Genomic DNA, 19727 nt, shown 5'->3' on the forward strand with positions numbered 1-19727 from the left:
GCTTTTTCAGTCTCCATACATATGTAAAACTTCTTTCGCACGCATACGTAAACCATCTATCAATTCTTTCGGTTCTAAAACTTTCGCATCTTTTCCAAGTCTATAAAATAAAGGAGTAATAAAATTGATTTCTCCTTTATCAATTGTTGAATGTATATATCCTGTCCCGTCTTCGTTTACTACCACGAATTCTTCAAGGTAAGGAACACTTTTACATTGGCGCACGCCTTCTGCTGTTAATGAGACATGTAACTGGGTAGGAATGTGTACTACGTTAGAGCTCGAGTCGAACCATTCTTCTAAATTCATGAACGTCTCTTCATTTTCTTCTGTTGATAATATAGAAAGAATACGATCAACGCGATACAGTAATACTTTTTTTCTACTGAAGTCATAGGATGGTAAGTACCATAGCCCATCATGAGCGTATACACCGATAGGATGAACATGTTTTGTTTTGATCCCTGATTTAGATTCGTATTGAAAGTGTAAATTTTTATTTTCAATAGCCGCGGTTAACACTTCGTTTAAAAGAGGTGTATTAATTGTTCTCTTCGGATTCCAAAAAGCAATATAAGAACGTATTTTATCAACTTTCGCTTGCGCATCATGTTGTAGAGAGCTATACAGTTTATGCGTAACGGAATTGATTTCTGTGTTAAAAGGTAAGTCACTGTAGTAGCTTAAAGACTGAAAAGCAAAAAAGATGGATACTGCTTCGTCTTCCGTAAATAAAATAGGGGGAATGACTTTATTCGTTAATACTTTATAGCCTCCGTTACGACCTTGTTCTGCGTAAAGGGGTAATCCCATATCACTTAAATCTAAAATATATCTATGGACAGTACGAACAGAAATGTTAAATTCATCAGCTATTTCCTGCGCTGTAAATGTTCTTTTCGCAGAAGCGAATATAAGAATGTCTAGTAAACGTTTTGCTTTTGACAACTATCTCACTCGTTTCTTTTTTAACATGACATGAATTGTCATGTTTTAAGGTTAGTATAGTGTGTATAAGGTCATTTTATCAATATACGTTGCAAGGAGGAAAAGAGATGTCACGTGAAGTTGTTTTATTTATAGCCGCTAGTTTGGATGGATATATTGCGAAAGAAAATGATGATTTAGAGTGGTTAATGGAAACGGAAGGAGAGGGAGATAACGGTTATACAGAAATGTATGAAACGATTGATACAATAATTATGGGAAAAAGAACGTACGATTATGTAGTAGAGCATACAGAAACATTCCCGTACTTAGATAAAGCATGTTATGTTTTTTCTCGTTCAGAAAAAGGTTCAAACGAACACGTGGAGTTTGTAAATGAAGATGTAGTGGAGTTTACTAAAAGGTTAAAAGCACAAGAAGGATCTAAAATATGGATGGTTGGTGGAGGGAGTTTACTGAAAGAGTTCTTTAAGAATAATCTAATTGATGAATATATTGTTACGATTACACCGCATATATTAGGTTCTGGAGTTCCGTTATTTCAAGACAAGAATCCAGAAATTAATTTAACTTTAACGGATACGAAACGTTTTGGGCAATTTGTAAATTTATATTATAAAGTAAAATGATAAAGAAACACGACTACCATCAGTAGTCGTGTTTCTTTATAGATGGTAATGAAATGATAAAGCAAGACCCATGATTGACTTCGCTCGTTACAGTAATATCCCCGCCGTGTAGTTCTACAATTTCTTTCACGATAGATAGTCCTAAACCAGTTCCGCCTGTAGCTCGTGATCTTGCTTTATCAACTCGATAAAAACGGTCGAAAATGTGAGGGAGGTCTTCAGGCGGAATACCTTCGCCTTCATCTTCAATTGTAATGGAGATACTTTTATGTTCTTCTGTAACAGAAATATTTATATGAGAATGTTCTTTTGAATGTCTATAAGCGTTATTTAAAATGTTTATTATAACTTGTTCAAATCGCTGTTTATCTAAGTTTACTACCAGTGTAGGAGGACAAGAAAAAGAAACTGTAATGTATCTTTCTTTATACATGGCGTTTACTTTTTCGGCTATGCGAGTAAGGAAGGTGTGTAAATGTACTTCCTTTACTTGAATAGAAAAGTTATGTTGTTCCATTTGTGCAAGTGAAAATAAATCTTGAACTAAGTTCGTAATATAATCAGACTCATCTTTTATAATAGATAAATATCGCAAACGTTGCTCAGGAGATGTGTTTTCCTTTAAAGCAATGTCAGCATAACCTCTTACGTATGTTAACGGTGTTCGTAATTCATGAGCAACACTTGCTAGAAATTCACTTCGCTCTGTTTTCATATAATGTAAATCATTAGCAAGCGTTTGAATAGATGATGTTAGTTCACCAATTTCGTCATTTCGAGTAGTCGTTAACGAAACGGATAAATCGCCTTTACTCATTTTTTCAGTGGCATGTTTCATGTGTAACAATGGTTTTGTTAACAACCGTGATAATAGAAAGATAGTGATGGCTGTTAATAGAAACGTAATGACTCCGGCAATAATGAATTGTCTTGTTAGCCCGTTAACCATGTCCTCGATTGATTCTGTTCCGAGAAACATATATACGTAGCCTTCCGTTTTTCCTGCGACTATAATTGGACTAACTGTACATATATAATTAGATGTTTTCCAATGATTCTCTATAATTGCTCCGTCATGATCTGTCCGTGTTTGCATTTTTTCAATATGCTTTTTTATCGTAGTATTTATTTCGTTGGATTTAGCCAGTACTTCTTTATTTGCATTTGTAATAACAACCGTGGTTTCGGCTTCGGATTCCATTAGGGCAACATGGGAGATTGTTTGCTTATCAAAATACTTTTCAAGGACATCTCGGTGACTATTTCCGCGCTTTAATAAAGCTGTCATTTCTTCATTTACTCTATTGTTGACAAGGCTATAATAAAGCAAGACAAATAGAACACTTTCGATTAAAAGTGTAACAATTAAAAAATAAAATCCGAGTTGAATAGATATTCGCTTCATCGTTTTGCTCCTTACTCTAGAGTATCAACCCATCGATAGCCGACTCCGTAAACAGTTTTTAAATGGTGATCAATAGGAAAATTTACTTTTCGTAATTTATCACGCAAATTACGAATATGTGAATCGACTGTCCTATCTTCTGTATTTGTATTTAATCCCCAAATTCGTTCAATGAGCTGATCGCGGCTTAACACGTAGTTCACATGACGTAAAAATAATCCGAGTAAAGAGAATTCGATTGGAGTGAGAAGAAGTTCTTCATTATAGACAGAAACGAAATGCTTTGCCTCATCCCATAAAATGCCGTGATATTGGATTTGCGCGTGTTGATTCGTTCGCCTTAAAACAGCTTCAATTCTTGCGAAAAGCTCTTCTTCATGGAAAGGTTTCGTTACATAATCATCCGCTCCAAGTTTTAACCCTTGGATAACATCTACCGTTTGATCACGAGCCGTTACCATAATGATAGGAACGTTACTAAAGGATCGAATTCTTTTGCACGTTTCCCACCCATCCAACTTTGGCATCATAATATCGAGTAAAACAAATTTGAAGTTTCGATTTTCTATATGTGAAATAGCTTCTTCCCCGGACACTGCACATACGCAGTTATATCCGATTGGAGTAAGATAAAGTGTTAATAATTCAAGCATTCTCGGCTCATCATCTACGAGTAGTATATCGACCATAGAGTACCTCCGCATTTGTAGTTATTAATTAAATTGTAAGTCAAAATCATGAAGAAATGGTGCAGATTATCATGCATCTGCATAATTTCTTCAGAATTGCTTGTTATTGTAAAGTTGAAATTTCATTTTAGGTAATCATATTGGCTCAAAAATGATTCATACGGAGGCGGTATAGTGAAACAGATGACCCGAATTTTTGGGATAACAATAATTACAGCAGTTGGTCTTGCTGCATGTGGACAAACAAATACGGATCATAAAAATCATGAATCTAAAGAAGAGAAAAAAACAGAGCAAAAGGAAATGAAAATGAATCAGGAGGTAACTGCGCCGAAAGAAATGAACGAAGGTGCATCGAATGATTTATTAACGACAAGTTTAAAAAATGTAACGAGATTAAACACAAACGATCCTCTGCAAATGGCAGTATTAACTTCGCAAACGATATGGCCAGCAACGCATAAAGAGAATCAGCCAGGCGCTATTATTTTAGTACCAGTAAACGAGTGGCAATTAGGTATTGCGAGTGCGGATCTTATTCACCATCCGAATAACGGGCCGATTTTATTTATAGAAAAAGAAAAGGTACCCGAAGTGACGTTAAAAGAAATACAAAGATTAAATCCGCTCGGAACGAAAGATAGAACACAAATTATGGTGATGGGGGATGTAAGTGCATCTATCCTTGAGCAATTAAAAGAATATAAAGTAAAGCAAATAAAAGAAACGGATCCAGCTATATTTGCTAAAGATGTGGATAAAGAATATGCCGATATAACAGGAAGTTATCCAAATAGTGTTATTATCGGTTCGTCTGAAGAAGAAGGGCGTTTATACACAACACCAGCTGTAAACTGGATCTCTCATATGCCAGAACCGCTTTTATATACAGAAAAAGATAAGGTCCCAGAAGCGACGATAGAGGCATTAAAAATGAGAAAAGATAAAGCGAATATATATGTATTAGGACCAGAAAAAATCATTTCAAAAGCAGTAGAAAAAGAGTTAAGCAAATACGGGAGAGTAACACGTATTAGTGGGGAGACTCCAACAGAAAATTCGGTTGCATTTGCGAAGTTTAAAGATGAAAAAACGAAATTTGGCTGGGGGTTCACAAAACCAGGTCACGGTTTATCATTTGTTTCAAGCAAAACACCAGATTTAGCAGTTGCAGGAGCACCATTTTCACATATGGGTAAACACGCACCTGTTGTATTGTTAGAAGAAGGGAAAGCTTCACAACCAGTGTATGAATTCCTTGCTAGTATTCAACCGAAGTTTAAAGATGACCCAACGCTTGGACCGTATAACCACGGCTTCTTATTAGGAAGTACGAGTGATATTTCATTTGAAACACAAGGTATACTGGATGAGAGGTTAGAGATTGTGCAAGAAAGTGGTCAAGGTCACGGTGGACATTAATAAAATGAGCAAAGGCGCTACTAAGGTAGCGTCTTTTTCTGTAGGAAACTTTTACATAGCAAAAATCTCTCTACTCGTTATATAATAGCCTTCGTGCAATCGGGCTTTTATGGGCAGTTGATCCCCACCTAACTTCTTTGCTTCCGCTGAATTTTGAGGTGGGGGTCTTACTGCCTGTTAATGCGGGATAAAAGAGTAGAGGAGTGGTATTTTGTTTCAAACGATAAAAAATGACTGGTTCTCCAACGTGAAAGGGGATGTGCTATCAGGAATTGTCGTTGCTTTAGCGTTAATTCCTGAAGCGATTGCTTTCTCAGTTATTGCAGGCGTGGATCCGACCGTTGGGTTATACGCAGCCTTTTGTATTGCAGTTACCATTTCATTTGTTGGCGGAAGAACTGGGATGATTTCAGCTGCAACAGGTGCAATGGCATTATTAATGGTGACGCTTGTTAAAGATCATGGTTTGCAGTATTTATTTGCTACAACAATATTAACCGGTATTGTCCAAATTATTTTTGGCGTGTTCAAACTTAGCTCATTTATGAAGTTTGTACCTAAATCTGTTATGAGTGGGTTTTTAAATTCACTTGGAATTTTAGTTTTTACAGCGCAATTGCCACATTTTAAAAATGCAACTTGGCAAATGTATGCACTTGTCGCATTAGGACTTGCAATTATATATGTATTTCCACGTATTACGACGGCTGTACCGTCTACACTTATTTCTATTATTATTGTGACAAGTATTGCTCTTATGAGCGGATTACAGTTAAAAACAGTCGGGGATATGGGAAGTTTACCGAAAGAATTACCGTTCTTTAACATTCCTGACGTGCCTTTTACACTTGAGACATTAGGGATCATTTTACCGTACGCAGTTATGCTTGCAATTATCGGTTTACTAGAGTCATTATTAACAGCTTCAGTTTTAGATGATATGACGCATACGGAAAGTAATAAACATAAAGAAGCACGTGGACAAGGTATTGCAAACATTGTCGCTGGTTTCTTCGGAGGAATGGCAGGCTGTGCAATGATTGGACAATCTGTTATTAATATTAAATCAGGTGGACGCGGTCGTTTATCGACATTTGTAGCAGGCGGGTTTTTAATCGTATTACTATTTGTTTTAGGTGATTATGTCGTTCATATTCCGATGGCAGCTTTAGTTGCAGTTATGATTATGGTTTCAATTGGAACATTTGATTGGAACTCTGTAACAACGATTCATAAAGTACCAAAAGGAAACGCATTTGTTATGATCGTAACAGTTGTAATTGTCTTAATTACACATAATTTAGCATTAGGTGTAATTATCGGAACAGTAATTAGTGCGGTTTTATTTGCATTCAATATGGCAAAGATTCACGTGAAACATTTATATATTGAAAATAAGAAAATATACGAAATTCACGGTCAACTTTTCTTTGCATCTACAGCAGACTTTATAAATAATTTTTTATTCAATGAAGATGTAAAAGAAATTGAGTTGAACTTTACTTATGCGCATATATGGGATGATTCCGCAGTAGCCGCAATTGATAAAGTTATCATGAAGTATGAACAAAGTGGCGTGAAAGTAAGTATAACGGGATTAAATGAACGAAGCTCGAAGATTATTTCAAATTTAGCTACTTATAGTAAAAGAATTGCTAGTTAGAAGCCTCCTTTTTAGGGGGCTTTATTATATAATACGGGTAGGATAACGAAAAGGGGATTCAGCATATGTACAAACAAATTATATTAGCATGTGACGGTTCTGAACATGCACTTCGAGCAGCGGAACATGCAACATATATTGCGAAATGTAGCGAAGAAACAAATGTTGAAGTTGTGTACGTAGTAGATAATAGAACGGCAAAATCAGATATTATACAAGGTCAAACAGATTTAGAAACAATATCGGCTAGTCGAAAAGATAAATTAAAAGAGATTGAAAGTTTATTAAAGAAAGAGAACATTTCCTACAAAATTACGATATTACATGGCGATCCAGGAGATACGCTCGTTCAATATGTGAATACAGGGGATATAGATCTTGTTATCGCTGGCAGTAGAGGGTTAAATACATTACAAGAAATGGTGCTTGGTAGTGTAAGCCATAAAATAGCAAAGCGTGTAAAATGCCCGGTGATGATTATAAAGTAAATTGAATGAGATATTTTGTAGTGTAAGCAAGACCTTGATATAATTCGAGGTCTTTTTTTGCGTATAAAGAGGGAGAGTGCGGACATACTAGATATATAAGTTTAAAGGGAAATCGTTAACTTACAAATTTGTAAGTTTGTTGTCAGAAAAATCGATGTTATGAAATTTTTCCCATTGGTAAAATAAGAGTATCAAAGGGGAGATAGGGAGGATGGAAGTAATGAAATCATTGCAACATTTATCATATAGTCAAGGGGTAAGCTTAATTTGTTTAGGAGGATTTGCTGCATCTGTTACGTTAGCTATTTTAATAAAGATGGTTCATCAAATCTTTTAATTTTAGAGTAGGGAAGGAATTGGTTGTTATTAATAGCAAGAGAAGGACTATAAATAAAAAATAGCTCCTGGTATGTATCTCAGCGCCAGGAGCTATTTTCTTATTTCTCTGTTTCGGCTTTATCACTTGTTACGCTAACGTTACCCCATTTATATTGATCCACTGGTGTATATTTATAATCTTTTACGCGATTATTTACACCTTTTAAGTCAAATTTATAATGAAGTGGAATTAATGGCACTTCATCATGAACTAATTTTTGCCATTTATCGTATACATCTTTACGGTACTTTTCATCAGCAGCTTTTGGAGAAATACCTTGTTTTAATAATTCTGTGTTTTTGTCAGTAGCCCAACGTGTGTAATTGAACGATGCGTCTTTAGCCCAAATACCAGAAGGGTCTGGATCAGATGCAGTTCCCCAAGCTGCCGCGAAAAGATCAACTTTTGGATCATCTTTTTTAATCATATCGTAGAATGAGTTGAATTCATGCAAGCGACCATCAAGAAGCTCAACTTTTAGACCGATGTCTTTCCAAGATTGAATAAAGAATTTTGCAAGTGGTTCACTTACATCGCTACCACTCATTGATAAGAAATTAGCTTTAAATTCTTTACCATTCGGATCTTCGCGGAATCCATCCCCGTTCGTATCTTTATAGCCAGCTTCATCTAATAACTTTTTAGCTTTCTCTACATCTTTATCATAGGCACCAATTTTATTGTTATGATATTTTGGTAGAGATGGTGGGATTGGTGAGTTAGCCGGATAACGTAGGCCGTGATATAATTTTTCACCAATTTCTTTTCGATCAATAGCATACGCCATCGCCTGACGTACACGAACATCTTTAAATTTCTCTTTATCCATCACTACTTCTTCTTTTTCTTTATCCATATGGCCTAATTTAAAGCCGATATAACTATAGTATAAATCGGTTTTACCGACTAATTGTGCATTTTTTAATTTACTTACATTTGGATACTGATCGGCACTTACTTCAGCAATGTCAATATCGCCATTTTTTAAGGACGCGTTAACAACGGAAGGGTTAACAACTTTTAAAACCATGCTTTTCAGCTTTGGTTTTCCGCCATAATAGTCATCAAAACGTTCGAATTCAACGGATTCTCCAGGAGTAATTTTTTTCACTTTAAAAGGTCCGAAACCAATTGGGTTTTTACGGATTTTATCAGATTCTGCTAATTTATCGATTGGTACATCTCCTAAATATTTCTTATGAAGAGGGTATGCCCAAAGCCCAGTTTTCACTGAAGGATTCGGCTCTTTATATGTAATCGAAATTGTTTTTGGATCCGTTACTTTTATACCTGAAATTTTGTCAGCTTTTCCATTGTGGTAATCTTCCATACCTTCAATCATTTGCATTTGAGTGTCATAGCGAGAACCGGCATATTGTTTGCTACCAATTACAAGATAAGAATATTCTAAATCCTCTGCAGTAACAGGATTTCCATCATGCCATTTTACATTATCTTTAATTTTCAGTGTAATTGTCTTTTTATCTTTAGAAATTTCATATGTAGCAGCACCATCATTCGTGTATTCCCAGTTTTCGTCATTTGATAATAAAGATTCATCGAAAATGGTAATGACTTGGTTATCAGGATCTCCTTCATATACAGCGAAGTTCAAAAGTCCTTCAAATGGTGTGTTAGAAACAAGACCATATGTTAATGAACCATCTTTAATTTCCTTTTTATCATTTTTAACAGATGCACTAAATTTATTTGTATCTACTTTTTTTGTGCTGCTCGTTTTTTCACTACCACCACTGCCCCCACATGCTGAAAGTAGTAATGTTGAAACCGCAAGTGTACTTAATACTTTGAAAAACTTTGGCTTATTTGTCATTTCTTCCACCCCTTATCCTTTTCTTTGTCTTGCGTCAGCCGAACGGCGTAGCGCTTGACCAATAAAATTTATACACAGCATCAATGTTAAAATCATGACTGATGCGGGTAACCAAATCCACCATTTCTCTTGTAATACATCTGGATTTCTAGCATAACTAACAAGTGTACCAAGGCTTGGTGTACTTTCTGGTAGGCCAAATCCTAAGAAAGTTAGACCAGATTCAATACCGATGTTTCCAGCAAGGTTTAATGTAATACTAACAATGATAATGGAACTTAAGTTAGGTAGTACTTGGAAAAGGATGATTTTCCAGTTTGGTGTTCCTAAAGTTTTAGATGCAGAGACATAATCTAGTTCTTTTTCAGTTAATACTTTTGAGCGAATTAATCTTGCCTTTCCTGTCCATAAGAACACGCTCATAATTAAAATGAAAGTAAAGATATTGAATGTAGGAACAAGTGTAATAAATACAATTACAAGCATTAAAAATGGTAAAACCATAACAAAGTCGATAATGCGCATAATGATATTATCAATAGCTCCTCCAAAATAACCGGCAATTAATCCAATCGAAAGGCCAATTAAACAAGAAAGAATAGTAATTGCTAATCCAATTGTAAATGAGTTACGTGTACCAATAATAAGTTGGCCGAAAATATCGCGTCCTCCGTAATCTGTTCCTAACCAATGTTCAGCAGAGGGAGGAGCATAAATAGCGAATAAATCAACTCGTACAATATCTTCTTGTTTCATAATAAAAGATGTTGCGTAGACTGCTAGTAATAAGATTGCTAGGAAAACAAGTGAAAACATTGCTAATTTATCTTTACGAAGTTCTCGCCACATAATAGAGAAACCAGAAGGGCTTTTTTCGTAATGAACAACTTCAGTTTGTTTTTCAGGGTTTGCTAACATAACGTCTGCTCCTTTCTTTAATCAATACGAATACGTGGATCGACGATGCTTAGAATAATATCTGAAAGGAGAGTTCCAAGTAACGTTGCAAATCCAGTAAACATAACGAGTGCAGTTATTACACTAAAATCGCGTTGAGAGATGGATTGTATAAATAGTTGTCCAATTCCTGGATAGCTAAAAATACTTTCTAAAAAGATGGCACCGCCAACTAATCCTGTAATTTCATAGCCTAAGAAGGCTGCAATTGGTAAGAATGAATTTCGTAAAATATGTCTAGAATAGATTTTTGATTCTGGAACCCCTTTTGCTCTTACTGTACGAACAAAATCTTTATGTTTCGTATCGATAATTTCGCTTCGTAAATATTGAACTGTACCAACTGTTGCAATTAATGCGCCGGATAGAGCTGGTAATAGAAGGTGATTCAATTTGCTTAAATAGTAAGCAAATGTACCTGTTGCAACTTGAGGATCTACGCTACCACCGGTTGGGAATATTGCAAACTTAAATCCGAATAGGAAGAGCATAATTAATGCAAATATAAATAGTGGTGTAGCAAATCCTAGATAGTTGTAAATGGTAATAAGTCGATCAGCCCATGTATCATTCCACCGCCCACTTATAACGCCTAGTGGTATGGCAATTAAATAAGTAAGAATAAGAATGACAAGTGCTAAAGATACTGTATTTCCAAGTCGTTCTCCAATTAGATCGGTTACTTTCATTTTATGTGCATAGGAAATACCGAAGTCACCTTGGACGGCATTTTTAATCCAGCGAACATATTGTGTTGGAACTGGGTCATTTAATCCAAGCTTTTCACGTTGTTCTTCAATCACTTTTGGATCCGCTTTTGGATTGATTGCTCTGCCAGTTAAGGCATCACCTGGCATTGCTTTAGCTAGTAAAAAGACAAGTACACTTAACACGAATAATTGCGGGATCATCACTAAAAATCTCCGTAATATAAACTTCCACATGTTTTATCACTCCCTTATGGTAATGCCACCCGGTGCGTTGGCGAGATTGCTTTTAAGTCATAAGCACGACCGTTTTCATTGAAATAATTTTCGTATGATTTCTCGTATTCAGAGCTTACTTGTTGACGGAGATTACGTTGTCTCTCTCTGTTTTCAGGACGAATATCAGGAATTGCTGATATTAGGCGCTTCGTATAAATATGCTGTGGATTGTTATAAATTTCAGCACTAGTTGCTTCTTCCACAATGCGCCCGCGATACATAACACCGATACGGTCACACATATGACGAATGACACCTAAATCATGACTGATAAATAAGTACGTTAGTCCAAGTTCAGATTGTAAATCTTGTAAAAAATTTAAAACCTGAGCTTGTACAGAAACATCTAGTGCTGATACAGGTTCATCAGCGATAATAAGCTTCGGTTTTAACGTCAGAGCGCGTGCAATACCAATCCGCTGCCTTTGCCCACCGGAAAATTCATGTGGATATTTATAAATTGACTCTGGATTTAGACCAACTTTATCAAGATATTCTTGAACTGCTCTACGTTCTTCATCAGGTGAGAGCTTCTCGAAATTTCGAAGAGGCTCAGCAATAATGTCGAGAAACGTTTCTTCGGATTTAATGATGAATATGGATCTTGGAAAATCATTTGAATATCTTTTCGTTGTTCACGTAGCTCAGAGCGACTTAATTTTGTTAAATCTCTATTATTAAAATGAATGCTACCCTCTGTTGCTTTCGTTAAATGCATAATTGCTTTACCCGTTGTTGATTTGCCACTTCCTGATTCACCAACGATCCCGTATGTTTCACCCGGTTGTAATTCAAAACTTACACCATCGACAGCACGCACGTAATCTAATGTGCGGCCGAAGAAACCACCTTTAATTGGAAAATGTACTTTTAAATCTTCTACTTTAAGCAGTGCCATGAGCTACGTCATCTCCTTTCTTATCTTGGAAGTTGAAATGCTTGTAGCAAGTACAACGTACCCAATGGTCTGGTTTTACTTCATGTAAAATTGGATTTTCCTCGTGTTGATCAGGTCTAATCCATGGAATTCGAGCTTGGAAGCGACAACCTTTGCGAGGAAGCTTCGCTAACGAAGGAACCACCCCTTGAATTACATGCAATTTTTCTTTTTCACCATACGCAGATGGAATGGAGTTTAATAGAGAACGAGTATATGGGTGAAGAGGGTTGTTAAAAATCTCTTCAACTTTTCCTGTCTCTACAACTTGTCCAGCGTACATAACGACGATACGATCGGCTGTTTCTGCGACAACACTTAAATCATGAGTAATTAAAATGATGCCCATTTTCGTTTGTTCTTGAATAGATTTTAGTAAGTCTAAAATTTGTGCTTGGATGGTTACGTCAAGAGCCGTTGTTGGCTCATCCGCAATAATGAGTGCTGGGTTACAAGCAATTGCAATTGCGATAACAATTCTTTGTCTCATTCCGCCAGATAATTCGTGTGGGTATTGTTTATATGTAAGTTCTGGTTTTGGAATACCAACTTGATGAAGTAGTTCTAAGGTGCGTTCTTTTTTTTCAACTTTAGAAAGGCTTGTGTGGTAGTCTAAGTTTTCTTCGATTTGTTTTCCAACTGTCATCAGAGGATCGAGTGCTGTAAGAGGTTCTTGGAAAATCATACCGATGTTTGATCCGCGTACTTTATTCATCTCTGCGGCTGACATAGTTAGTAGATCCTTATCTCTATAGTTAAGCTGCCCTTGTAATTTTGTATTTGCTTCATTATGCAGTCGCATAATAGAAAGGGCAAGTGCACTTTTTCCGCAACCTGATTCACCAACTATCGCGACAATCTCATTTTCATGGACAGTTAACGAAACATCATCAACTGCGGCATGATAGTGATCTTGTATGCGAAAGGAAGTCTGTAAGTTTTCAATGCGAAGAAGTGGATTCTTCATGGCTATCCCTCCATCTTTTCTGAAAAGACTAAATATTTTGTATGTTGTTGTTATTTTAATATAAATTGACAATGTTTGACAAGCATAAGTTGAGAAAATATTCAAAAATCTTTTTATACAAAAATTGAATGCAGTTGTATTAGTAGTTGAAGCGATTTGAAAACGCTAACATATATGTGAGAGGGAAATAAATCTTTTGTAAGAAAAAAGTATTATATGTAGAAAAAAGAGAGATGTTCTGGAAAGAACAGTCTCTCTTTTTTTGATAAGAATAATATTCGTACTTAAGCTTGTTTTGTTTTTGCAGATCCTGTCTTTAAAGTAAGAGCAAGGAAGAACATTGCAAGTACACAAGATACAAGTAATAAGATGAATCCGCCATCCCATCCGAATGCATCGACGATAAAGCCCATAGCTGCGCTAGCAAAAGTAGCTCCACCTAGGTAACCGAAGAATCCAGTTAAACCAGCTGCAGTTCCAGCAGCTTTTTTTGGTGCTAAGTCTAGTGCGTGTAGGCCGATTAACATAACAGGTCCATAAATTAAAAATCCAATTGCGACAAGTGCGATACTATCAACCATTGGATTACCAGGAGGATTTAGCCAGTAAACAAGAACGGCGATAAATACACCAACCATAAATAAAATACCAGCAGGTGCGCGGCGTCCTTTAAACAGTTTATCACTCATCCATCCGCAAAGAAGTGTACCTGGAATACCAGCCCATTCGTATAGAGCATAAGCTGTGCGAGAGCTACTATGAGTGAAACTCTTTTCCTCTACTAAATAAGTAGGAGCCCAGTCTACAACGCCGTAACGTACGAAATAAACGAAAACGTTCGCGATAGCGATGTACCATAAAAATTTATTGTTTAGTACGTATGTAAATAAAATTTCTTTTACTGAAAGTTCGCGTTCTCGATCTTTTACTTTTTCATCTGCTGGATATTCTCCAGTATGTTCTTCAATAGAAGGTAATCCACAAGATTGAGGTGTATCTCTCATCGTAATTAATACATAAATACCAACTAAAATTGAAAGAATACCTGGGAAGTAAAAAATACTATGCCAGTCATTTGCAAAGAAATATAACCCTAATGTTACAAGAGAAGGCATAAGTGCGCCACCGACATTATGAGCGACGTTCCAAATAGACATTTTTGTACCACGTTCACTAATAGAGAACCAGTGAACCATCGTACGACCACAAGGAGGCCAGCCCATACCTTGTACCCATCCATTTAAAAACTGAAGGACAAACATAAGTATAATGCTCGTTGTAATGAAAGAAAATGAGCCGAAAATAATATTAATGATACCTGATAAAAATAGCCCAGCTGCTAAAAAATAGCGAGGATTACAACGGTCGGATACGATACCCATAAGAAATTTACTTAATCCGTAAGCGATAGATACTGCTGAAAGGATAACACCAAGTTCCCCTTTACTAAAGCCTTGTTCAATTAAGTATGGCATTGCTAGTGAAAAGTTTTTTCGAACAAAGTAGTAACCTGCATAGCCGATGAAGATACCTAAGAATACTTGTAAACGTAATTTACGGTATTCGCTATCAACGCGATCAGCTGGTAAGCGTTCCGCGTGGGGCGCAGGTTTAAATAATTGTGTGAAAAACATAAAATGAAAATCCTCCCCTAATGAATTCGAAATGTTGTAAGTCAGAGAGAATATAAAAAGGCCATGAAATATAAAAAAGTTTCCTTTTTTATGATTCATAGCCGTATACTCCGATTCTCCGTGACTGTCAATATTAACTTCGTCGAAAATTATACAACTTTGTGACAAAAATGTAAACGTTTTTATAAATAAAAAGTGTTGACGGATTTTGTTCGTGGTATTAATATTTAAATACATTAAATATTTTATTGCTTAAATAAGAGGTGGATAATATGCCAAATGATATGACGCATATCGATAAAATTCAAGCTCTTGCCTTTTCGATTGGAAAGAAAATGCAGACAGAGTTATTAGAACAAATGCAAGCAACAGGACTTACACCACCACAGTTTTATATTTTAAAGATTTTGGATCATTACGGTGCTTCAAGAGCGACAAAATTAGCAAAAAAGATGTATGTAAAGCCGAGTGCAATTACAGTGATGATTGATCGCCTAATTGACCAAGAGCTTGTAGAACGCTATCACGACAAAGATGACCGTCGTGTTGTCATCATTGAGTTAACAAAAAAGGGGAAAGCTAGAGTAGAAGAGGCAATGACCGCTCGTAATGAGCATATTGCAAAATATTTCTCACATTTAGAATTACAAGAAAGAGAAGATTTGTTACGCCTCTTTGAGAAGTTAGAAACAATTATTTGCGGGACACAAGAGAAAAAAGAGAATAACTAAGAGGAATTGAGGAGATTACATGGAGCAACAAGAAAACATAAATAGAAAGTTGCTGTTAATCGGTTTAATAATCGCGATGCTATTTGCCGCATTAGATGGAACAATCGTTGGTACAGCAATGCCGCGTATCGTCGGTGAACTAGGCGGATTAAGCTTAATGACGTGGTTAACAACAGCTTATATGTTAACATCAACGACAGTTGTACCAATTGCAGGTAAATTAGCGGATTTACTTGGCCGTCGTAACGTATATATTACAGGACTAGTTATCTTTATGGTTGGTTCGGCGTTATGTGGTATGGCAAATGGTATGACGGAATTAATTATTTTCCGTGGTATTCAAGGTCTTGGTGGCGGTATTATGATGCCAATGGCTATGATTATTATCGGAGATATGTTTACGGGAAAAGAACGTGCGAAATGGCAAGGTATTTTTGGTGCGTTATACGGTCTTGCTTCTGTAATTGGACCACAAGTGGGTGGTTGGATTGTAGACGCAGTGAACTGGAGATGGGTATTCTACATTAACTTACCAGTTGGTATTTTAGCAACAATCTTTATTGCAATGGGATTAAAGTCACATAAACAAACAGGACCGATCAAAATTGATATTGCTGGAATCTTTACGATGATTCTCGGTGTTGTAAGTTTATTACTTGCATTAACGTTTGGCGGAAAAGATTATCCATGGGATTCTTGGCAAATTATCGGTTTATTTGCATTAGCTCTAATTGGTATTGTTAGCTTTGTTATCGTTGAAACGAAAGCAGAAGAACCAATTTTACCGATGCATTTCTTTAAAAATCGCACGTTTACAATACTGAATGCGATTGGTTTCTTTATGAGTATCGGAATGTTCGGTGCGATTATGTTCGTACCATTCTTCATGCAAGGAATTGTAGGAGTAAGTGCTGCTGAATCAGGAACAATCATGACGCCGATGATGATTACAATGATTGTAATGAGTATTATCGGTGGTCAACTCGTATTAAAAGTTGGTGTGAAACCACAAATTATTACAGGCATGCTTATTATGGCTGGTGGTTTCTGGTTATTAACAACGATGGATATGCACACGACTAAACTTACTGCTACTTTTTATATGAGTATTATCGGTTTAGGAATGGGTCTTGTTATGCCGACATTAACATTAGCGTTACAAGAAAGTTTCCCGAAAAAAGATCTTGGAGTCGTAACATCATCAAGTCAGTTCTTCCGTCAAATCGGTGGAACATTTGGTATTACAATTTTAGGGTCAATCATGAATAACACTTCAGGTACAACATTAACAAATAAATTAGTACCTGTATTAGATACGTTCCCGAAAGAAGCGGGACAAATGGTAACGAAATTTAAAGATATGATTCATACAGACCCACAAGGTTTATATTCGATGCTATTTAGTCCAGAGGCATTAAAACAAATGCCAGAAGCATTCGCTAACAGCATTGTACCAATTTTGAAAAACTCTTTAGTAGACTCACTTCATACTGTATTCTTAACAGGATTAGTATTCATTGTAGTGGGTGCTATCTTTACGATTTTCTTACAGAAGATTAAACTATCAGATCGTAAAAAAGACGCTGAAGAGCCTTCTGTAGAAGAAAAAGAACAAACTGTATCATATTCGTAATGAAAAAGCATCGCCTTATGGCGGTGCTTTTTTGAGTATAACCTTAAAAGCTTTTTTTGTGAGAAATGATTGACGTATTTCTAGAAATACGTTATATTATTTTCTGTAAACGGTTACATGAAATGGAGTGGAAAGAGAATGAGTACGATTAAAGACGTTGCAAAATTAGCGGGAGTATCTGTTGCGACCGTTTCCAGAGTGTTAAATAAAAATGGATATGTTCATGAAGATACATTAAAGAAAGTAGAGCGAGCGATTGAGATGCTAGATTATAAACCTAGTACAGTAGCGCGTTCACTATATAATAAAAAATCTCGTTTAATTGGCTTAGTTGTTCCAAATATCGTGAATCCATTCTTTCCAGAAGTTGCACGTGCCGTAGAAGATGTAGCGCATAAGCAAGGATACACAGTTGTCCTTTGTAACTCTGATGAGAGTTTAGAGAAAGAAAAGCAATATATTGATGTACTTAGGCAAAATAATGTGGATGGATTTATTGTAGCAACAAATCCACAAAATAGTGTTAATTACATGAAGTTGTCTGTTCCAGTTGTTGCAATTGACCGTATGTTTAATGAGCGTATTCCTACTGTATATGCAGATAACTATGCAGGGAGTCAGGCAGCGACAAAGTTATTAATAGATAAAGGGTGTAAACATATTGCGCATATTCGCGGACCGCGTGACGTAAGCACGGCTAATGAGCGTTTTGAAGGTTTTGTAGACGTTATTACGCAAAATAATCTTTCTTATATGATTGCAGAGAGTACATTTGATCCAGCTAATAGTGAGCGTGTAGCGGTGGAATTATTAGAAGAATACCCGCATATTGATGGAATTGTTGCTGGAAATGATTTAATTGCAATAGGTATTGTAAAGGCTGCACTTCAAAAGGGGATTTCTATTCCGGATAATTTACAAATTATCGGATTCGATGGAATTTCTTTAACAGAAATGATGTATCCATCTATTACAACTGTTGCACAGCCAATTTATGAAATGGGGAAAATTGCAACAGAGCTGTTGTTAGAGCAGATGGAAGGAAACGTATTAGAAGAGAAACACTATCGTTTACCGATTGAAATTATAGAACGAAATACAACGAAGTAAGGAGATGAAACAGATGCCAAATATTGCAGTAGTAGGTAGTATTTCAATGGACTTAGTGGCTGTTTCAAAAAAGCGTCCGAAAGCAGGAGAAACAGTAATTGGTGAAGCATTTCATACAATCCCGGGAGGGAAAGGAGCCAATCAAGCGGTTGCTGCAGCTAGATTAGGCGCAAATGTAGCGATGGTTGGAGCGGTAGGAAACGATAATTATGGAACTGTAGTTAGGAGCAATCTAGAGAACGAACGCGTTTTTATCGACTATGTGGTACCGGTTACAGATGCAGCGACAGGAATTGCTCATATCGTTTTAGCAGAAGAGGATAACAGTATTGTTGTCGTGCAAGGAGCGAATGCTCTTGTAAATGAGTCGGTTGTAGATCGTTCGAAAGATCTTCTTATAAAAGCAGATATGGTTGTTCTTCAACTAGAGATTCCACTTGAAACAGTAAAATATGTATTGGCTATTTGTGAGGAGCATAATATTCCAGTTATGTTAAATCCAGCGCCAGCACAAGTGTTATCAGAAGATATTTTAGAAAAGGCAACTTATATTACACCAAATGAACATGAGTGCCGCATCGTATTAGATGATTTCACATCACCAATTGAAGATTTACTGGCTAAATATCCAAATAAACTATTGATGACAGAAGGTTCTAAAGGTGTTCGTTTCCATAATGGTACGGAGATTGTACATGTTCCTAGCATCGCTGTTGATGTAGTAGATACGACTGGAGCTGGTGATACATTCAATGGTGCATTAGCAGTTGCGCTTTCTGAAGGAGAAACACTTCAAAAAGCAATTCGTTTTGCGAATATTGCTGGTGGCCTTTCTGTAACGAAACTTGGAGCACAGGGCGGTATGCCAACGAGAGATAGAGTACGTGAAGTACAGGTGATTGTCGGATGAAAAAGCACGGTGTATTAAACAGTGAGATTGCATCAGTCCTGGCTTCACTTGGACATACAGATACGATTGTAATCGCAGACTGCGGGTTACCAATTCCTGACGGAGTAAAACGAATTGATTTAGCTGTTGAGATTGGAAAACCTAGCTTTTTAGACGTATTGCAAGTGGTAGCTGATGATATGGCAATTGAAAAAGTAACGTTAGCAGAAGAAGTCATTAACAATAATGCGGAAGTAAATAAAGAAATCGAGCTGAAATTAATAGAGCCAGCATTTGAATATGTATCGCATGAACAATTTAAAGAGCACACGAAGAAAGCGAAAGCAATTATTCGTACAGGAGAGGCTACTCCTTATGCCAATGTAATTTTACATGCAGGCGTGATTTTTTAATAAAAGGAAGTGA

At 36.4% G+C, this 19727-nt stretch carries 19 protein-coding genes and 1 pseudogene; 10 read left to right on the forward strand and 10 right to left on the reverse strand.

The window, feature by feature from the left end; all coding sequences use genetic code 11:
• Nucleotides 1–6: 6 nt before the first annotated feature.
• A complete protein-coding gene (locus J0835_RS03350; protein ID WP_087979430.1) occupies nucleotides 7–948 on the reverse strand; it encodes a helix-turn-helix transcriptional regulator in 942 nt (313 codons plus the stop codon).
• A 107-nt stretch (nucleotides 949–1055) separates the two neighbouring features.
• Here J0835_RS03350 and J0835_RS03355 point away from each other — a divergent pair, with 107 nt between their 5' ends.
• Nucleotides 1056–1577, forward strand: a complete 522-nt coding sequence (locus tag J0835_RS03355) for a dihydrofolate reductase family protein (protein ID WP_087979431.1) — start codon at nucleotides 1056–1058, stop codon at nucleotides 1575–1577.
• Between the two features lie 19 nt (nucleotides 1578–1596).
• On the opposite strand, the gene J0835_RS03360 is transcribed toward J0835_RS03355, so the two are convergent.
• The gene (locus J0835_RS03360) at nucleotides 1597–2982 is read right to left on the reverse strand and encodes a sensor histidine kinase (RefSeq protein WP_087979432.1); all 1386 of its coding nucleotides are present in this window, start codon (nucleotides 2980–2982) and stop codon (nucleotides 1597–1599) included.
• 11 nt (nucleotides 2983–2993) lie between these two features.
• Entirely contained in the window at nucleotides 2994–3671 is a 678-nt protein-coding gene (locus J0835_RS03365) for a response regulator transcription factor (protein ID WP_087979433.1), read from the reverse strand.
• A 174-nt stretch (nucleotides 3672–3845) separates the two neighbouring features.
• Here J0835_RS03365 and J0835_RS03370 point away from each other — a divergent pair, with 174 nt between their 5' ends.
• The 4 genes from J0835_RS03370 (at nucleotide 3846) to J0835_RS03385 (ending at nucleotide 7581) form a co-directional block, all read left to right on the forward strand.
• The gene (locus tag J0835_RS03370; protein WP_087979434.1) at nucleotides 3846–5093 is read left to right on the forward strand and encodes a cell wall-binding repeat-containing protein; all 1248 of its coding nucleotides are present in this window, start codon (nucleotides 3846–3848) and stop codon (nucleotides 5091–5093) included.
• 211 nt (nucleotides 5094–5304) lie between these two features.
• Nucleotides 5305–6756 carry a SulP family inorganic anion transporter gene (locus tag J0835_RS03375; protein ID WP_087979435.1) on the forward strand — a complete coding sequence of 484 codons (1452 nt, stop codon included), beginning with the start codon at nucleotides 5305–5307 and terminating at the stop codon, nucleotides 6754–6756.
• Nucleotides 6757–6821: 65 nt separating this feature from the next.
• Nucleotides 6822–7244 (forward strand): universal stress protein, encoded by a 423-nt coding sequence (locus J0835_RS03380; protein ID WP_048567094.1) that lies wholly within the window; start codon nucleotides 6822–6824, stop codon nucleotides 7242–7244.
• A 211-nt stretch (nucleotides 7245–7455) separates the two neighbouring features.
• Nucleotides 7456–7581 (forward strand): DUF4027 family protein, encoded by a 126-nt coding sequence (locus tag J0835_RS03385; protein ID WP_087979436.1) that lies wholly within the window; start codon nucleotides 7456–7458, stop codon nucleotides 7579–7581.
• Nucleotides 7582–7681: 100 nt separating this feature from the next.
• Here J0835_RS03385 and opp4A read toward each other — a convergent pair whose 3' ends face one another.
• The 7 genes and pseudogenes from opp4A to glpT all read right to left on the reverse strand — a co-directional run bounded on the left by opp4A (nucleotide 7682) and on the right by glpT (nucleotide 14938).
• Complete coding sequence (gene opp4A / locus J0835_RS03390; protein WP_087979437.1) at nucleotides 7682–9457, reverse strand: oligopeptide ABC transporter substrate-binding protein; 1776 nt, start codon at nucleotides 9455–9457, stop codon at nucleotides 7682–7684.
• Between the two features lie 12 nt (nucleotides 9458–9469).
• Nucleotides 9470–10375 carry an ABC transporter permease gene (locus J0835_RS03395; protein WP_087979438.1) on the reverse strand — a complete coding sequence of 302 codons (906 nt, stop codon included), beginning with the start codon at nucleotides 10373–10375 and terminating at the stop codon, nucleotides 9470–9472.
• Nucleotides 10376–10392: 17 nt separating this feature from the next.
• On the reverse strand, nucleotides 10393–11358 hold the full coding sequence (gene opp4B, locus J0835_RS03400) for an oligopeptide ABC transporter permease (RefSeq protein ID WP_333728056.1): 966 nt from the start codon (nucleotides 11356–11358) through the stop codon (nucleotides 10393–10395).
• A 14-nt stretch (nucleotides 11359–11372) separates the two neighbouring features.
• Nucleotides 11373–11642, reverse strand: coding sequence for an ABC transporter ATP-binding protein (locus tag J0835_RS29155; RefSeq protein WP_442893515.1), 270 nt, complete (start codon nucleotides 11640–11642; stop codon nucleotides 11373–11375).
• Between the two features lie 174 nt (nucleotides 11643–11816).
• Nucleotides 11817–12298: pseudogene (locus J0835_RS29160) on the reverse strand (ATP-binding cassette domain-containing protein); the annotation flags it as partial.
• On the reverse strand, nucleotides 12285–13304 hold the full coding sequence (locus J0835_RS03410; protein WP_048562904.1) for an ABC transporter ATP-binding protein: 1020 nt from the start codon (nucleotides 13302–13304) through the stop codon (nucleotides 12285–12287). The gene J0835_RS03410 and the pseudogene J0835_RS29160, both read right to left, overlap by 14 nt.
• Nucleotides 13305–13588: 284 nt before the next feature.
• A complete protein-coding gene (gene glpT / locus J0835_RS03415; protein ID WP_087979441.1) occupies nucleotides 13589–14938 on the reverse strand; it encodes a glycerol-3-phosphate transporter in 1350 nt (449 codons plus the stop codon).
• Between the two features lie 272 nt (nucleotides 14939–15210).
• Between glpT and J0835_RS03420 the strand changes: the two genes are divergently transcribed.
• The 5 genes from J0835_RS03420 (at nucleotide 15211) to rbsD (ending at nucleotide 19714) form a co-directional block, all read left to right on the forward strand.
• Nucleotides 15211–15669, forward strand: a complete 459-nt coding sequence (locus J0835_RS03420) for a MarR family winged helix-turn-helix transcriptional regulator (RefSeq protein WP_001132358.1) — start codon at nucleotides 15211–15213, stop codon at nucleotides 15667–15669.
• 19 nt (nucleotides 15670–15688) lie between these two features.
• Nucleotides 15689–17302 carry an MDR family MFS transporter gene (locus J0835_RS03425; RefSeq protein WP_076542415.1) on the forward strand — a complete coding sequence of 538 codons (1614 nt, stop codon included), beginning with the start codon at nucleotides 15689–15691 and terminating at the stop codon, nucleotides 17300–17302.
• Nucleotides 17303–17440: 138 nt separating this feature from the next.
• Nucleotides 17441–18412: a ribose operon transcriptional repressor RbsR gene (rbsR, locus tag J0835_RS03430; protein WP_000104028.1), complete on the forward strand. Its 972-nt coding sequence runs from the start codon at nucleotides 17441–17443 to the stop codon at nucleotides 18410–18412.
• A gap of 13 nt (nucleotides 18413–18425) precedes the next feature.
• On the forward strand, nucleotides 18426–19322 hold the full coding sequence (rbsK, locus tag J0835_RS03435) for a ribokinase (protein ID WP_087979442.1): 897 nt from the start codon (nucleotides 18426–18428) through the stop codon (nucleotides 19320–19322).
• On the forward strand, nucleotides 19319–19714 hold the full coding sequence (gene rbsD, locus J0835_RS03440; protein ID WP_000716160.1) for a D-ribose pyranase: 396 nt from the start codon (nucleotides 19319–19321) through the stop codon (nucleotides 19712–19714). Before rbsK ends, rbsD begins: the two co-directional genes overlap by 4 nt.
• Nucleotides 19715–19727: the final 13 nt, after the last annotated feature.

Origin of the sequence: Bacillus cereus group sp. Sample62, assembly GCF_036851315.1 — a bacterium.
GTDB lineage: Bacteria > Bacillota > Bacilli > Bacillales > Bacillaceae_G > Bacillus_A > Bacillus_A wiedmannii.

Bases quoted from the DNA above. Each gene is read 5' to 3' on its own strand.
- J0835_RS03355 (WP_087979431.1), top strand. From the start codon at position 1,056: ATGTCACGTGAAGTTGTTTTATTTATAGCCGCTAGTTTGGATGGATAT.
- J0835_RS03360 (WP_087979432.1), bottom strand. From the start codon at position 2,982: ATGAAGCGAATATCTATTCAACTCGGATTTTATTTTTTAATTGTTACA.
- J0835_RS03365 (WP_087979433.1), bottom strand. From the start codon at position 3,671: ATGGTCGATATACTACTCGTAGATGATGAGCCGAGAATGCTTGAATTA.
- J0835_RS03380 (WP_048567094.1), top strand. From the start codon at position 6,822: ATGTACAAACAAATTATATTAGCATGTGACGGTTCTGAACATGCACTT.
- J0835_RS03385 (WP_087979436.1), top strand. From the start codon at position 7,456: ATGGAAGTAATGAAATCATTGCAACATTTATCATATAGTCAAGGGGTA.
- opp4A (WP_087979437.1), bottom strand. From the start codon at position 9,457: ATGACAAATAAGCCAAAGTTTTTCAAAGTATTAAGTACACTTGCGGTT.
- J0835_RS03395 (WP_087979438.1), bottom strand. From the start codon at position 10,375: ATGTTAGCAAACCCTGAAAAACAAACTGAAGTTGTTCATTACGAAAAA.
- opp4B (WP_333728056.1), bottom strand. From the start codon at position 11,358: ATGTGGAAGTTTATATTACGGAGATTTTTAGTGATGATCCCGCAATTA.
- J0835_RS29155 (WP_442893515.1), bottom strand. From the start codon at position 11,642: ATGTGTGACCGTATCGGTGTTATGTATCGCGGGCGCATTGTGGAAGAA.
- J0835_RS03410 (WP_048562904.1), bottom strand. From the start codon at position 13,304: ATGAAGAATCCACTTCTTCGCATTGAAAACTTACAGACTTCCTTTCGC.
- glpT (WP_087979441.1), bottom strand. From the start codon at position 14,938: ATGTTTTTCACACAATTATTTAAACCTGCGCCCCACGCGGAACGCTTA.
- J0835_RS03420 (WP_001132358.1), top strand. From the start codon at position 15,211: ATGCCAAATGATATGACGCATATCGATAAAATTCAAGCTCTTGCCTTT.
- J0835_RS03425 (WP_076542415.1), top strand. From the start codon at position 15,689: ATGGAGCAACAAGAAAACATAAATAGAAAGTTGCTGTTAATCGGTTTA.
- rbsR (WP_000104028.1), top strand. From the start codon at position 17,441: ATGAGTACGATTAAAGACGTTGCAAAATTAGCGGGAGTATCTGTTGCG.
- rbsK (WP_087979442.1), top strand. From the start codon at position 18,426: ATGCCAAATATTGCAGTAGTAGGTAGTATTTCAATGGACTTAGTGGCT.
- rbsD (WP_000716160.1), top strand. From the start codon at position 19,319: ATGAAAAAGCACGGTGTATTAAACAGTGAGATTGCATCAGTCCTGGCT.